The organism is Pseudomonas sp. GW821-FHT09A09 (assembly GCF_059418405.1).
Genome location: NZ_JBWKPU010000003.1, coordinates 135,990 through 149,533, shown reverse-complemented (window position 1 = coordinate 149,533; position 13,544 = coordinate 135,990). Strand labels below are relative to the sequence as shown.

Annotated in this window: 13 protein-coding genes; 5 read left to right on the top strand and 8 right to left on the bottom strand. The window is 58.0% G+C overall.

What is annotated here, in order from left to right; translation table 11 throughout:
* Window positions 1-11 precede the first annotated feature (11 nt).
* The 7 genes from AC07OV_RS03560 to AC07OV_RS03530 form a co-directional block, all read right to left on the bottom strand.
* Window positions 12-506, bottom strand: a complete 495-nt coding sequence (locus tag AC07OV_RS03560) for a fimbrial protein (protein ID WP_495091557.1) — start codon at window positions 504-506, stop codon at window positions 12-14.
* A gap of 10 nt (window positions 507-516) precedes the next feature.
* Window positions 517-1,095 carry a fimbrial protein gene (locus tag AC07OV_RS03555; RefSeq protein WP_176996030.1) on the bottom strand — a complete coding sequence of 193 codons (579 nt, stop codon included), beginning with the start codon at window positions 1,093-1,095 and terminating at the stop codon, window positions 517-519.
* A gap of 21 nt (window positions 1,096-1,116) precedes the next feature.
* Entirely contained in the window at window positions 1,117-1,878 is a 762-nt protein-coding gene (locus tag AC07OV_RS03550) for a fimbria/pilus periplasmic chaperone (protein ID WP_495091556.1), read from the bottom strand.
* Entirely contained in the window at window positions 1,875-4,484 is a 2,610-nt protein-coding gene (locus AC07OV_RS03545; RefSeq protein ID WP_494995841.1) for an outer membrane usher protein, read from the bottom strand. The genes AC07OV_RS03550 and AC07OV_RS03545 overlap by 4 nt, the downstream gene beginning before the upstream one ends.
* Window positions 4,485-4,503: 19 nt before the next feature.
* Window positions 4,504-5,055 (bottom strand): fimbrial protein, encoded by a 552-nt coding sequence (locus AC07OV_RS03540; protein ID WP_494995840.1) that lies wholly within the window; start codon window positions 5,053-5,055, stop codon window positions 4,504-4,506.
* Window positions 5,056-5,104: 49 nt separating this feature from the next.
* Window positions 5,105-5,614, bottom strand: a complete 510-nt coding sequence (locus AC07OV_RS03535) for a fimbrial protein (protein ID WP_494996015.1) — start codon at window positions 5,612-5,614, stop codon at window positions 5,105-5,107.
* 538 nt (window positions 5,615-6,152) lie between these two features.
* The gene (locus tag AC07OV_RS03530) at window positions 6,153-6,338 is read right to left on the bottom strand and encodes a hypothetical protein (RefSeq protein WP_029294643.1); all 186 of its coding nucleotides are present in this window, start codon (window positions 6,336-6,338) and stop codon (window positions 6,153-6,155) included.
* Window positions 6,339-6,645: 307 nt separating this feature from the next.
* Here AC07OV_RS03530 and galU point away from each other — a divergent pair, with 307 nt between their 5' ends.
* Complete coding sequence (gene galU / locus AC07OV_RS03525) at window positions 6,646-7,485, top strand: UTP--glucose-1-phosphate uridylyltransferase GalU (protein ID WP_071484119.1); 840 nt, start codon at window positions 6,646-6,648, stop codon at window positions 7,483-7,485.
* A gap of 101 nt (window positions 7,486-7,586) precedes the next feature.
* Entirely contained in the window at window positions 7,587-8,945 is a 1,359-nt protein-coding gene (gorA, locus tag AC07OV_RS03520) for a glutathione-disulfide reductase (RefSeq protein ID WP_494995839.1), read from the top strand.
* On the opposite strand, the gene AC07OV_RS03515 is transcribed toward gorA, so the two are convergent.
* Complete coding sequence (locus tag AC07OV_RS03515) at window positions 8,946-9,953, bottom strand: DNA-binding protein (protein ID WP_495091555.1); 1,008 nt, start codon at window positions 9,951-9,953, stop codon at window positions 8,946-8,948.
* A gap of 170 nt (window positions 9,954-10,123) precedes the next feature.
* Between AC07OV_RS03515 and AC07OV_RS03510 the strand changes: the two genes are divergently transcribed.
* From AC07OV_RS03510 to ahpF, 3 genes are all read left to right on the top strand, one after another.
* The gene (locus AC07OV_RS03510; RefSeq protein ID WP_495091554.1) at window positions 10,124-11,056 is read left to right on the top strand and encodes a site-specific integrase; all 933 of its coding nucleotides are present in this window, start codon (window positions 10,124-10,126) and stop codon (window positions 11,054-11,056) included.
* Between the two features lie 133 nt (window positions 11,057-11,189).
* Window positions 11,190-11,753, top strand: a complete 564-nt coding sequence (ahpC, locus tag AC07OV_RS03505; RefSeq protein ID WP_010210361.1) for an alkyl hydroperoxide reductase subunit C — start codon at window positions 11,190-11,192, stop codon at window positions 11,751-11,753.
* A 127-nt stretch (window positions 11,754-11,880) separates the two neighbouring features.
* The gene (gene ahpF, locus AC07OV_RS03500) at window positions 11,881-13,446 is read left to right on the top strand and encodes an alkyl hydroperoxide reductase subunit F (RefSeq protein WP_495091553.1); all 1,566 of its coding nucleotides are present in this window, start codon (window positions 11,881-11,883) and stop codon (window positions 13,444-13,446) included.
* Window positions 13,447-13,544: the final 98 nt, after the last annotated feature.

The window sequence follows — 13,544 nt, the reverse complement described above, 5'->3', positions numbered from 1 at the left end:
ATCAATCCTCTTCATTGATAATCGACCAGCAGAGTGGCGGTCGCATCAAATGCCCCCCCGGTCAGTTTGCTGCCCGCACGTTTGACCGGCACCGCCTGCACGACTGGGATGTTTGGGTAGGTAAAGTTAACCACCCTGTTCAGCGGCCAGGCAGCACCATTGACGAACAGCTTTACGCCAAGATCGGCTTTGCGAGTCATGAGCACGGCACTGTCAAACGCCGCTCCCGTTCCCTTGAGCTCCAGAGTCAATGCATTGCTGAAGGGGGAATTGCAGGTGACGGTGTAAGGCACATCTCGACGGTAATTGACGCCGTCCACTCGCGACGTCAGCAGGTCATTGCCAAACGGCACATTGAGCGTGGTGCCGCTGTTGATGACACAGGGCGGAGGCGCAATGATGACCGCGCGAATGGTCAGGCTGGTCTCGGCCTGCACACCCTGGCAAACAGCCCAAAGCAGGCTGCCTCCTATCAGAACGGCCCGGGGGCCAGTTGAGTTCGCCATCGTTGTGCCCTTACTCATAGTTGAGCCTGAAATCCACCACGGCCCGAAATGCCCCACTGGTCAGCTGGGCGGAGGTGCGTGTGGGCTGGACCTTCCACGTCTGGGTATTACTGCCCAGAGGAAGGAACAGAGGTTCGCCCCTTGAGCCCAGCTGTACATCGCGCCCCAAGGCATCGGTCAATTGCAGGCCCATTCCGCTGATGCCTTGTACTTTGACTAACCGGGGGTCATCGGCATCAGCCGGCGCATAAAACGCTACCGACACCACCGGCTGGAATGCGCTCCACACCAGGTTTCCCATGCGTTCACTGCGGATGCCGCCGGCTTTGCGTTGGCAATCGGCAAAACGTAACTGGAACGCGATCGGGTTGGCCTGGTCGCCAGGGCGCTGCAATTGGCTGGTCGAAAAGGCCCCCAGATCGATGGCTTGATGCAGTGATGTCATTTCCAGGCTGCAAGGGGTTTCGTGCATGGACCCACTGATGTTCAGCATCCCGCTCATACCCTCGACATCATCCTCCTGAGCCTGTGCTCCCCCCATAGAGGTCAGCAGCAGAGCGCCCAGGACCTTCATGCTATGCAACTTCATGACGTTCTCCGGTGCCAGGCACTACTCATTAAGTGATGGTGCTTGCGCGTTGACCTTGCAGGTGTTGCCACTGCAGGTGAAAGCCATCAGTGGGCGTCCGCCGTAATCGTTCACATAGGCCAAATGCGGGGTTGCACCGAGCGCTTTGGCGCTGGGCCCCAGGGCCAGCGAGCCTTTCGGGGGGATCATCAGCGGTTCAAAATCGGGCAAGGTTTTGCCGTCCTTGGCGCTGCGCGCATCGACCAGGGTGACGTAGTAGGGCGTCGGGTTGTTCACCTGGTAGCGCTCGCCTTCGCGAGTGAGGGTCAGCTTTTCCTGCCACGGGTTGGACAAGTCTTGCTGGGTCGGCGCAATGGCTTGCGGCCGATAGAACAACTTGATTCGGGTCTGCAGCGCGATTTGCAGGGTGTTGGGTTTGTCACTGCGTGGAGGGATTTCCCGCAAATTGAAGTAGTAGACCGTCTCTCGATCCTGCGGCAATGTCTTGGCGGCCGGTAAGGCTTGTACTTTCAGCTGGCTTTGTTTTCCCGGCTCCAACCGTTGGACCGGTGGCAACACGATCAAGGGGGACGTGATTTTTTTACCCGCTTCATCCTCAATCCACCCCTGGGCCAAATACGGCAATTGGGTGTTGTTGTTGGTGATATTCACGCTGGTAGCGTCTTTGCCACCATCAAAGATCACGCGGGTTCGGTCCAGGCCCACCGCAGCGTTGGCGTTGTGGCTCAAACCCAGCGCCAATAAGGTGAGGGCCTGACAGGTGAAACGTGTGTTGAGGTTCATGAGGATGTGTTCTCCGTTTTGGCACGCTTGCCGGTCAACGTCGCGGGCTCAGGTAAGGATTGATCAGCGGCCACCATCCGGCAGCCCAGTTGCAGGGCATCGCTCAAACCGTCAGCGGGCAACACGTCGGGGAGGTTGAGGATGCAGCGTTCGGTGCCCCCCCAACTGACGACCATTTGTCCGCCGGCCTGAATGCCACTCAGGTACACGCTGCCGCCATCGTTCACGATGCCGGTGTCCTGTTGTTTTACGTTTTTCACGGTGGCGCCAAAGGGCGGTGAACTGCCATCGGGCAGGCGAAGAACGGCCATGGCTTTTTCACCGGCGATCACCGGCAGGGACCGGTAACCGATAGCACCTTCGGTGAGCGTCAGCTGTGTGACGGATTGAGTGGCTTCGACATTGCTCGGCAAGTTCTCCAGGTCGACGCTGGCGGCCGTGCGCAAATAGCTGGCTACGTCGACGATCACGGCTTTGCCGAAGGCGTTACTGCGGGTCGGCGTGCCGTAACCGCGCACGGGCACACCGGGTACACCGCCGGTGTCAACCATCAGGCGGGTTCCGCCAGTACTGTTGGTGCGATGCAGTGCTGCGCCATGCGGCGTGAGCGTGCCACCGCCGCGAGCCGATACGCTGAGTGTTGAGTAACCGCCTTCCTGCTTGCTTGCGGCCAGGTCAACGTCAGCCAAATTGCCGATATGATTCAAGTAACCACTGGCGGACTTGTCGCTGGCGCTGATCTGGTAACTGTTGCGTTCATCCAGGCGATCGTTGTAGCGCGTGCCGAGGCTGTTCTTGCCTGAAACGCGGTTGGCGTCCATCGACAGTGTGCCGGTGGGCCCAAACGGCAGGCTGACCGTCAACGAGACACCGTTGTCCTTGTAGTTGTAGTCCTGGGTGCGATGAAGATTCAGGGACACGTTCAGGTTTTTGACGGTACCTACATCGAAGTAGCGAGATGCCGACAGGTTCCAACGCTGGGTGGCCGAGCGCCCCCAGTAGGTTTGTTTGTTGTAGCTGGCGTACACCGTGGCCCCTAAGTCACGAAACTGCTTGTTCACCGTCGCGGTATACAACGCCTTGCTATCACCGATTGGTCTCCAGCTTTTCAGAAGGTCGCCGTTGGCGTCGCGCCCGGCGAGTTCGCCATTCATGCCGTAATGACGAGCGTCCAGGTATTCGCTCATGCTCAGGTAGTTCTTCTCGGAAAACCGATACCCGGCAAAGGTGACTTGGCTGTCGTACTCTTCGAAATGCTTGGAATATTGAAGGCGGTACGATTTGCCCGAGAGCGACTCACCCCATACTTGTGCACGAGATTGAGTGACATCCAGCGAGAGCGCACCGAAGGCCAACAAGTCGCGGCCAACCCCGGCAGACAGCGCGCCGTAGTTGTTATCCGTGATACCGCCGCCATACAGCGACCAGCCGTTACTGACACCCCACGAAAATTCACCCGTGCCGAAAAAGTCACCCTCGGCGCCGTACTGCAGATTGGACGGACGCCCCGTCGCGACTTTGTAGCGAATATGCCCTGGACGCGTGAGGTATGGCACCCCAGCCGTATCGAACTGGAACGTCTGTACTGAACCATCCTGCTCTTCCACCCGCACATCCAGGCGGCCGGTCACGGCATCATTGAGGTCTTGAATGCGAAAAGGACCTGCTGCGACCAACGTTTCATACAGCACGCGGCCTTGTTGGCTGACGATGACCTTGGCATTGGTCTTGGCCACGCCCACTACCTCAGGGGCATAGCCACGCAAGTTGGGCGGCAACTGGCTTTCATCCGAATTGAGCGCGGCACCGGTGAAGCGGAAGCTGTCGAACAGATCCGAATACAGGTAGTTTTCACCCACGATCAGCCGGGCCTGCAATTGCGGGATGGCTCGATAAGCGTAGTAACGGCTCCACTCCAGCCGCTGACGGCGCTGGGCCGAGTCGGCTCGGTCAGGGTCGACACGGCCTTGCCAGTCAGCCCGCAAACGCCACGCACCGGCATTGGCCCCCACCGTTCCGTTACCACTGAAGTTGGTACGGGTCCCATCATTCTTCTGGTAGCCGGTTTGCGCCGTCATGTTGTAGTCAATCAGCAGGCCAGACACCCCTTCGTCCCAGCGAGAAGGGGGGTCCCAATTAATGGCGCTGTATTCAAGATAAGCGTGGGGCAAATTAATATTGAGTGTGGAAGTTGCCAGATCACCACTGACTTCCGCTCCGGTCAGCTCCTGAATATCCAGGCACTCACCCTGTTTCCACCAGTTGAGTTTTTTAATGCTTGAAGATTTCAAACCTAATTGCTCAACTATGTTTTGCGATAAGCAAGCCTGGCTCCCTTTAGGATCATCGTCGGGTGGGTAAAACGCGACGGACTGTTCTGTTATAGGTTGGTTGTTAATCTGTACGGTCATTGAATACGTGCCCGGCAGAATGAACCCGCTGCGTGCAAATTGGGACAAGTCAATGTTGGAACGATCACTGAGATCAAGAACGTCAGTATTAAATTCGATATCCCCAGCGCCCAGTGCAGTCCCTGTCATGGTTATCAAGCCGCCAAATACTAAACTTGGGCGTAATGTATTTTTTATCTTCGATGCATTCAGCATAAAAGCAACCCATCAATGTTCAAAAGTATTCCAACCTGAATCGCACCGCGGCACTGTGCGCACCGGGCAATAACTGCAACCCATTGCCGACCAGGCGAAGCGTGTAGTTCAGTGTCATGTCACCCTCATTCAAGGGGTGTGGGGCCATGCGCTCGCCCGGGACACTTTCCTGGCCTGTGGAATCCCAAATATGAAACGCCACGCCTTGGGACAAACCTGTGGCAGCGAAGGAACGACCGCCCCGGTCGGGGGTGCCATCAAACGTCACCCGCAGATGTTCCCAGTCGGGCAGCGTTGCGCCCGGGCGATTCGGGTCGGGGCGTGTCAATGAACAATTGACCAGGCGCAGTTGAAAGGGGTGTGGCGCGCCCAGCGTATTTCGCAACAGCCGGCCGATGGGTTCGGGAGGCATTTCGATTGTCTGATCGACGCTGGACAGCTCCAGCCCGCAGGCGGAATCAATGATCTCTCCGCCCAACGTCACAATCCCGTCGCCTTGACCCTGGGCAAGTACGTGACCGATGGACATCATCAGTGAGCTGGTAATAGCGAGGTTTTTGAATGTTTTCACCGTTATCTCCCGCCAGTTCCCCCCGCCACTGTGGTGGCGGGGGGGATACTCACTGATAAGCCAGGGTGAAATTGGTGACTGCGGTGAAATCCCCGGGGACGACGTCGCCCGTGGCCGCACCCTGCACATAGGCACCGAACTCCAAGGTGTTTTCACCGGCGACAATGGCCTGCGGGCGAGTCGGTGTACCCAGGTCGATAGGCGCGCCACCATGGGTCATCATGATGCCAATGTTGCCTGCGCCCCCGACGGTGCCGATCGCACCAGGAACCACGGTCGATGGGGCTGCCGTGAAGGTGGTCGTTACCGTGTTGTCGGTAAGGCCAGTCAGGTCGCAACCTTCAAGTTCAATGCGTACAGGCCGGGCGCTGGATTTGCCTCCGGCTTGCAGTTGATGCTTTGCGATGGCCCCCAAGTTAACTGATTGATCTACGGATTCAGGCTTGATAGAACAGGCGCCAGAGTGAACCGAGCCGTAAAACGTAACGGTTCCATCCGCTGCTTGAACGGCAGGCATCGATCCCATCAACAGCCCGAGAGACAACAGCGCAGTTTTCATTTCAGTTTTCATTTGCAAAGACCCATCTATAAGTGAAAGTCATCAGTCAATCCCGTCACAGTTGCGTGCAGGACTTTCCAGGCATACTGCAAGGGTCGATACCCTTGCGACGCTGGTGTTAATGCTTCGGGCCAGTCCTCGACTTGAACGTGGGAATGGTTGAGTTTTCCAACTAGTTGTATTGCCTGATCGGAATTTTTCCGAAGCCAGGCAATTGTCTGGGCTGCACTTTAAAAAGTAAGTCGCCGGATTCTCTTAGTTGCGTAGCCTGGATGTATCGGAATGTGTAGGTGGATTATGGCAGTTTGCCAAAACTCGAGGTTTGACTGTAGGATATTAACTACGCGGCGATTGTGGGGTGCGGTTTATATGTTTTGTTAGTTGTAAGAATGGGATGACAGTTTTGTGAATGCAATAGTGGCTTATGCATTCATACCAACTAACGTGCGGTGCTGGGGGGGGAGGTTGAACGCAGCGATAAACGAATGCGCACAAAAAAGCCCCGATCAACGGGGCTTTCTATGCGCGACCTTTAAGCTTACTTACCCTTGGGCCGTTTGCTCGACGCGTGGCCTGCTTCATCCACGAACACTTCAGCGACCGCAATCGCCTGGCTTTCGGTCGCGAAAGCACCGGCAACGCTGTCGCCGTGGAAGTTGATCAGGTGCCAGCCGTCTGCTCGCTTCGTGATCAAGTAGCCGTTTACGCCTTTTGGTTCGGACATCTATCAATCTCGTGGTCTGGTTCAAGCGGGCCATGATAGCGCCAAATGCCATGGGAAAGCGTAAGTTGTTGCAGGTCAGTGCTGCGCACCCAAAAGCATGCTAAAACGGTTGCAGCCCTTTAGATACAGGGGTAAAGGATGATTTTGCCGTGGTGCAAGTGAAGCTCTTCGTAGGATCTGCGGAACTTACGCCGACATTTTTTCTCTATGATGACATCGCAACGCCAGCAGGACCCATTGTAAGGTGACTGCGGCCTGATTAGACTGCGCCGAATTCCGTACGCACAGCCCTTTAGTAAGGACTTATATGATCAAGAAATGCTTGTTCCCAGCAGCCGGTTACGGCACTCGCTTCTTGCCAGCGACCAAAGCCATGCCCAAAGAGATGCTGCCGGTGGTGAACAAGCCACTGATTCAGTACGGCGTCGAAGAGGCACTGGATGCCGGCCTGAACGAAATCTCCATCGTGACCGGCCGTGGTAAGCGCGCGCTGGAAGACCACTTCGACATCAGCTACGAGCTGGAAAACCAGATCAAGGGCACCGACAAGGAAAAATACCTGGTCGGCATCCGTCGTCTGCTGGACGAGTGTTCGTTCTCCTACACCCGCCAGACCCAGATGAAAGGCCTGGGCCACGCAATCCTGACTGGCCGTCCGCTGATCGGTGACGAACCATTCGCCGTGGTATTGGCGGATGACCTGTGCGTCAACCTGGACGGTAAAGGCGTGCTGGAGCAGATGGTTGATCTGTACAAGAAGTACCGCTGCACCATCGTTGCGGTCCAGGAAGTAGACCCTTCGGAAACCAATAAATACGGTGTGATCGCGGGCGACGAAATCGGCGATGGCCTGATCCGCGTACGTGACATGGTTGAGAAACCAGCCCCGGAAGATGCCCCGTCGAACCTGGCGATCATTGGTCGCTACATCCTGACCCCGGACATCTTCAAGCTGATCGAAGAAACCGAGCCAGGCAAGGGTGGTGAAATCCAGATCACCGACGCCCTGTTGAAGCAAGCCAAAGACGGTTGCGTGATTGCCTACAAGTTCAAAGGCAAGCGTTTCGACTGCGGTGGCGCTGAAGGCTACATCGAAGCGACCAACTTCTGCTTCGAGCATTTCTACAAGACCGGCAAGGCCTACTGAGTTCAGTCAGCCCCGCCAAGTAAAAAGCCACCTTCGGGTGGCTTTTTCGTTTTTCAGCCCCACGTAAGTCGGTATGCTGATGTCCTGCCGAGGAGAGTGAAATGGCCTACGATTTTGACCTGTATGTAATTGGCGCCGGTTCCGGCGGTGTTCGTGCTGCACGCTTTGCTGCGGGCTTTGGTGCCAAGGTGGCGGTAGCCGAAAGCCGCTATCTGGGCGGCACGTGTGTAAACGTCGGTTGCGTACCGAAAAAACTGTTGGTGTACGGCGCACATTTCGCCGAAGACTTCGAGCAGGCCAGCGGGTTTGGCTGGTCGCTGGGGGAGGCAAACTTTGATTGGGCGACCCTGATCGCCAACAAGGATCGCGAAATCAACCGCCTCAATGGCATCTACCGCAACCTGCTGGTCAATAGCGGCGTGACCTTGCATGAAGGCCATGCGCGCCTGGTCGACCCGCACCAGGTGGAAATCAATGGCGAGCGTTTCACCGCCAGGCACATCTTGATTGCCACTGGTGGCTGGCCACAGATCCCGGAGATCCCGGGGCGCGAGCACGCCATCGGCTCCAACGAAGCGTTCTTCCTGAAAGAGCTGCCAAAGCGCGTGTTGGTGGTGGGTGGCGGCTACATCGCCGTCGAGTTCGCCGGCATTTTCCACGGGCTGGGCGCGCAGACCTCGCTGCTGTATCGCGGCGATCTGTTCCTGCGTGGCTTTGATGGCTCGGTGCGCACGCACCTGAAGGAAGAGTTGACCAAGCGTGGCCTGGACCTGCAATTCAACGCAGACATCGAGCGCATCGACAAACAAGCGGACGGCAGCCTCAAGGCCACCCTCAAGGACGGTCGTGTACTGGAAGCCGATTGCGTGTTCTATGCCACCGGCCGCCGCCCGATGCTGGATAACCTGGGGCTGGAAAACACTGGCGTCAAATTGGACAAGCGCGGCTTCGTTGAAGTGGATGACCTGTACCAGACCGCCGAGTCGTCGATCCTGGCCATCGGTGATGTGATCGGTCGCGTACAGTTGACGCCGGTTGCCCTGGCCGAAGGCATGGCCGTGGCGCGTCGCCTGTTCAAGCCTGAGCAGTACCGCCCGGTGGATTACGCCATGATCCCGACGGCGGTGTTCAGCTTGCCGAACATCGGCACGGTGGGCTTGACCGAAGAAGAGGCGAAGAAGAACGGCCATAACGTGCAGGTCTTCGAAAGTCGCTTCCGGCCAATGAAGCTGACCCTGACCGACTGCCAGGAAAAAACCTTGATGAAGCTGGTGGTAGACGCTGACACCGACAAGGTGCTGGGTTGCCACATGGTCGGCCCCGACGCCGGCGAGATAGTGCAGGGCCTGGCGATCGCGCTCAAGGCGGGCGCGACCAAGCGGCATTTCGATGAAACCATCGGCGTGCACCCGACGGCGGCGGAAGAGTTCGTCACTATGCGCACGCCTGTGGCCGGCTGATCAGGCTGGCGGTGTCTGCTCTGGCACCGTTGCAACGACGGCCGCCAGACGCAGCGCCTCGATACTGGCCTGGGCCTTGATCAGGTCCAGTTCCAGCGTTTTATTGGCCTGCTGGTGAGTTGCCAGCGCCTCTTGGCGCGACTGACTTTCCAGCACGGCAACGCGTAAGCGCTCCTGGAGCAGGGTGCGTTCGCTGTCGATCTGGCTGACCTGTTCGCTCAATTTGAGCTGCTGGGCCTGGTCTTTTCGGGTTTGCTCTTGCAGCGCAGCCAATTCTTTCGCGGTGACCCGGTGCTCGATCAGCAGTCGCTCGTTGTCGCGGTGCAACTGTGTGATTTCGTCCTGGCGCACCAACGCGCTCTGCTGGGTCTGGCGCAGTTCTGCCTGGACCTGCTGCAACTGCCCCTCATGGCGGCGCTGCTCCTGCTCACGTTGATCCTTGATGGCGTTGCGGTAGTGCTCGAGCGCGTCCCGGGCGTGCAGGTGCTTTTCTTCCAGTGAGCGAATCTGCTCGTCCTTGTCGTTGATCCGCAACTCATAGTCGCTGCAGGCCTGGCTCAGCCCGGCATTGCGAGTCTGTTCGGTTTGCAGGCTGGTGCTGGTGGTTTGCAGGGCGGCGCTTTCTTCGGCCAGGGCGGCGGCTTGAATATCAAATTGCTGCTTGAGCTGGCCGTGGGCTGCTTCCAGCGTTTCCAGCTGGGCGAGCAGGGCGGCTTTGTGTTGCTCGAATTGTGCGAGGGCCAGGTCGATAGGCTCCTGGGCCTTTTCTTTCAGGCGTTGGGCCAGCCGCGCCACCAGTTCGCCAAGCTCGTCGTCGATGGGCGCCTCGGTGATGGTCAGGCGGGTTTCGCTCTCGTCCAGTTCCTTCAGGTACCGATGAATCGTGGTTTTCGAGCCCGTGTTACCCATCTCGATGCGTACCGCGTCGATGCTGGGGTTCTCGCCACGGGCCAGGATGGCCAGGCGTGCCGTTTGAACTACTGCTTTGTTTATGCCGCCGCGCGCCATGGGGTCTCCGTCGATTTGATATTGTGGTACGTGGTATGTATTTACGTACTATATCATCAATAAAAATCTATTAAAAATCATGATTTAACAGATGGGATATTGGCGTATTATCCCGTGTCAGGCGTGCTTTTGCGCGCGCAGTGCCCAATGGCAGTACGAATAGGCCCTTCATGAGCGATCTGGATCGTTACCTAAGCGCGGCCACCCGCGACAACACCCGCCGCAGCTATCGCGCCGCCATCGAACATTTCGAAGTGAGCTGGGGCGGGTTCCTGCCGGCCACCAGCGACAGCGTGGCGCGTTACCTGGTGGCGCATGCTGGGGTGTTGGCGGTCAACACCTTGAAGTTGCGGCTGTCAGCACTGGCGCAGTGGCACACCAGCCAGGGTTTCCCGGACCCGACCAAGGCCCCGGTGGTGCGCAAGGTGCTCAAGGGGATTCGCGCGGTGCACCCGGCGCGGGAAAAACAGGCCGAGCCTTTGCAGCTCAGGCATCTGGAGCAGGTGGTTGCATCTTTAGAGGCTGAAGCGAAGGTGGCGAGTGATGCCCAGGACATGCCTGGCTTGCTTCGCGCCAAGCGCGACATGGCGCTGATTTTGCTGGGGTTCTGGCGCGGCTTTCGCAGCGACGAGCTCTGTCGCCTGGAAATCCAACACGTTCAAGCAGTGCCGGGAGCTGGCATCAGCCTGTACCTGCCGCGCAGCAAGAGCGACCGTGAGAACCTTGGCAAGACTTATCAAACGCCGGCCCTGTTGCGGCTTTGCCCGGTGCAGGCCTACAGCGAGTGGCTCAGCGCCTCGGCACTGGTGCGCGGCCCGGTGTTCCGGGCGATTGATCGCTGGGGCAACCTGGGCGAGGAGGGGTTGCATCCCAACAGTGTCATCCCACTGTTACGCCAGGCCCTGGAGCGAGCGGGTATTGCTGCGGATCAATACACCAGCCACTCACTGCGTCGGGGCTTCGCCACCTGGGCCCATCGCAGCGGCTGGGATCTGAAGTCGCTGATGAGTTACGTCGGCTGGAACGACATGAAATCCGCCATGCGCTATGTTGAAGCGACGCCCTTTCTTGGCATGACGCTGGCTACCCAGCCGTTGATTTGAGATTTCTTCTATTAATACAGTTACCTGATAGGGAAAACCAATCGTCAGCATCAGGTTTGCCAATGAGCCATCGGTCGAGAGAGTGGGTAGGATTCACTTCATCAACTTCTTAACCCCTGACGGAGAGTCAACGATGCCTATCATCAACAGCCAAGTAAAACCGTTCAAAGCGACTGCATACAAAAACGGCAACTTCGTAGATGTGTCCGACGCTGACCTGAAAGGCAAGTGGTCCGTTGTGTTCTTCTACCCAGCCGACTTCACCTTCGTTTGCCCAACCGAGCTGGAAGACCTGGCTGACAACTACGCCGAATTCCAGAAACTGGGCGTCGAAATCTACAGCGTTTCCACCGACACCCACTTCGCTCACGCTGCCTGGCACAACACTTCGCCAGCCATCGGCAAAATCCAGTACACCATGATCGGCGACCCAACCCTGACCATCTCTCGCAACTTCGACGTGCTGATCGAAGAAGCTGGCCTGGCAGACCGCGGTACTTTCGTGATCAACCCAGAAGGTCAGATCAAGATCGTTGAGCTGAACGACGGTGGTGTTGGCCGTGACGCTTCCGAACTGCTGCGCAAAATCAAAGCGGCCCAGTACGTCGCTGCCCACCCAGGCGAAGTGTGCCCAGCCAAGTGGAAAGAAGGCGAGGCCACTCTGGCTCCGTCCCTGGACCTGGTCGGCAAGATCTAAGTCTGTGAAGTCGCAAGGGCGGTACGCCGCACTTAAGTAAGCTGCATCCGCCCCCAAAACGCCCGGGCGAGATTCGCTCGGGCGTTTTTTTGTCTGCAATAAACCGAATTAATAGGAAATCGCCCGTATGTTGGACGCCAATCTTAAAGCTCAGTTGAAGTCATACCTGGAACGGGTCACCCAGCCGATCGAGATCGTCGCCTCCCTTGATGACGGCGCGAAATCCCAGGAAATGCTTGCCCTTTTGCAGGACGTTGTCAGCCTCACCACGCTGATTACCCTGAAAACCGATGGCAATGATGCGCGCAAGCCGTCGTTCTCCATCAACCGCCCGGGTGCCGAGATCAGCCTGCGTTTTGCCGGCATCCCTATGGGCCATGAATTCACTTCGTTGGTGCTGGCCCTGCTGCAAGTCGGTGGCCACCCGTCGAAGGCCAGTGTTGAAGTGATTGAACAGATCCGTGCCCTCAAGGGTGAGTTCAACTTCGAGACTTACTTCTCGCTGTCCTGCCAGAACTGCCCGGACGTGGTCCAGGCGCTGAACCTGATGGCCGTGCTCAACCCGAACATCCGCCACGTCGCCATCGACGGTGCGCTGTTCCAGGCTGAAGTCGACGAACGCCAGATCATGGCGGTACCGAGCGTGTACCTCAATGGCGTGAACTTCGGCCAGGGCCGCATGGGCCTGGAAGAAATCCTCGCCAAACTGGACACCAGCGGTATCGAAAAAGCTGCCGAGAAAATCAGCGCCAAAGACGCCTTTGATGTACTCGTCGTCGGCGGTGGCCCAGCCGGTTCTTCCGCAGCCATCTACGCTGCCCGTAAAGGCATCCGTACCGGCGTCGCCGCTGAGCGCTTTGGCGGTCAGGTGCTGGACACCATGTCCATCGAGAACTTCATCTCGGTACAGGAAACCGAAGGCCCTAAATTGGCCAGCGCCCTGGAAGCCCACGTGCGTCAGTACGACGTGGACATCATGAATCTGCAGCGTGCCAGCGCCTTGATGCCGGCGAAAAATGCAGGTGACTTGCACGAAATCCGTTTTGAAAGCGGTGCGACCCTCAAGTCCAAGACCGTAATCCTGGCCACCGGTGCCCGCTGGCGTGAAATGGGTGTGCCGGGCGAGCAAGAATACAAAGCCAAAGGCGTGTGTTTCTGCCCGCACTGCGATGGCCCATTGTTCAAAGGTAAGCGCGTGGCGGTGATCGGCGGCGGTAACTCCGGCGTTGAAGCCGCCATCGACCTGGCCGGTATCGTCAGCCACGTGACCTTGCTGGAATTCGACAGCAAGCTGCGCGCCGATGCGGTGCTGCAGCGCAAGCTGTACAGCCTGCCGAACGTGGACGTGATCACCAGCGCCCTGACCAGTGAAGTCAAAGGTGACGGTCAAAAAGTCACGGGCTTGGCCTACAAGGATCGCGACAGCGGTGAGTTCAAGACCATCGACCTGGAAGGGATCTTTGTGCAGATCGGCCTGTTGCCCAACACCGACTGGCTCAAAGGCACCGTGGAACTGACGCCTCGTGGCGAGATCATCGTGGACGCACGCGGCGAGACTTCACTGCCTGGCGTATTCGCTGCCGGTGACGTGACGACCGTGCCGTACAAGCAGATCGTGATTGCAGTAGGCGAGGGCGCGAAGGCTTCCCTCAGTGCCTTCGATCACCTGATCCGCACGTCTGCCCCGGCCTGATTCAGCCACAAACAAAAAAGCCCCGTGAGCAATCACGGGGCTTTTTGCTGTCCGTAGGAGCCGGCTTGGGGGGGGGGGGGGGGGGGGGGGGGGGGGGG

What these genes read in the sequence shown, in the direction of transcription:
- AC07OV_RS03560 (WP_495091557.1), bottom strand. Translation starts at nt 506, where the DNA reads ATGGCGAACTCAACTGGCCCCCGGGCCGTTCTGATAGGAGGCAGCCTG.
- AC07OV_RS03555 (WP_176996030.1), bottom strand. Translation starts at nt 1,095, where the DNA reads ATGAAGTTGCATAGCATGAAGGTCCTGGGCGCTCTGCTGCTGACCTCT.
- AC07OV_RS03550 (WP_495091556.1), bottom strand. Translation starts at nt 1,878, where the DNA reads ATGAACCTCAACACACGTTTCACCTGTCAGGCCCTCACCTTATTGGCG.
- AC07OV_RS03545 (WP_494995841.1), bottom strand. Translation starts at nt 4,484, where the DNA reads ATGCTGAATGCATCGAAGATAAAAAATACATTACGCCCAAGTTTAGTA.
- AC07OV_RS03535 (WP_494996015.1), bottom strand. Translation starts at nt 5,614, where the DNA reads ATGAAAACTGCGCTGTTGTCTCTCGGGCTGTTGATGGGATCGATGCCT.
- AC07OV_RS03530 (WP_029294643.1), bottom strand. Translation starts at nt 6,338, where the DNA reads ATGTCCGAACCAAAAGGCGTAAACGGCTACTTGATCACGAAGCGAGCA.
- galU (WP_071484119.1), top strand. Translation starts at nt 6,646, where the DNA reads ATGATCAAGAAATGCTTGTTCCCAGCAGCCGGTTACGGCACTCGCTTC.
- gorA (WP_494995839.1), top strand. Translation starts at nt 7,587, where the DNA reads ATGGCCTACGATTTTGACCTGTATGTAATTGGCGCCGGTTCCGGCGGT.
- AC07OV_RS03515 (WP_495091555.1), bottom strand. Translation starts at nt 9,953, where the DNA reads ATGGCGCGCGGCGGCATAAACAAAGCAGTAGTTCAAACGGCACGCCTG.
- AC07OV_RS03510 (WP_495091554.1), top strand. Translation starts at nt 10,124, where the DNA reads ATGAGCGATCTGGATCGTTACCTAAGCGCGGCCACCCGCGACAACACC.
- ahpC (WP_010210361.1), top strand. Translation starts at nt 11,190, where the DNA reads ATGCCTATCATCAACAGCCAAGTAAAACCGTTCAAAGCGACTGCATAC.
- ahpF (WP_495091553.1), top strand. Translation starts at nt 11,881, where the DNA reads ATGTTGGACGCCAATCTTAAAGCTCAGTTGAAGTCATACCTGGAACGG.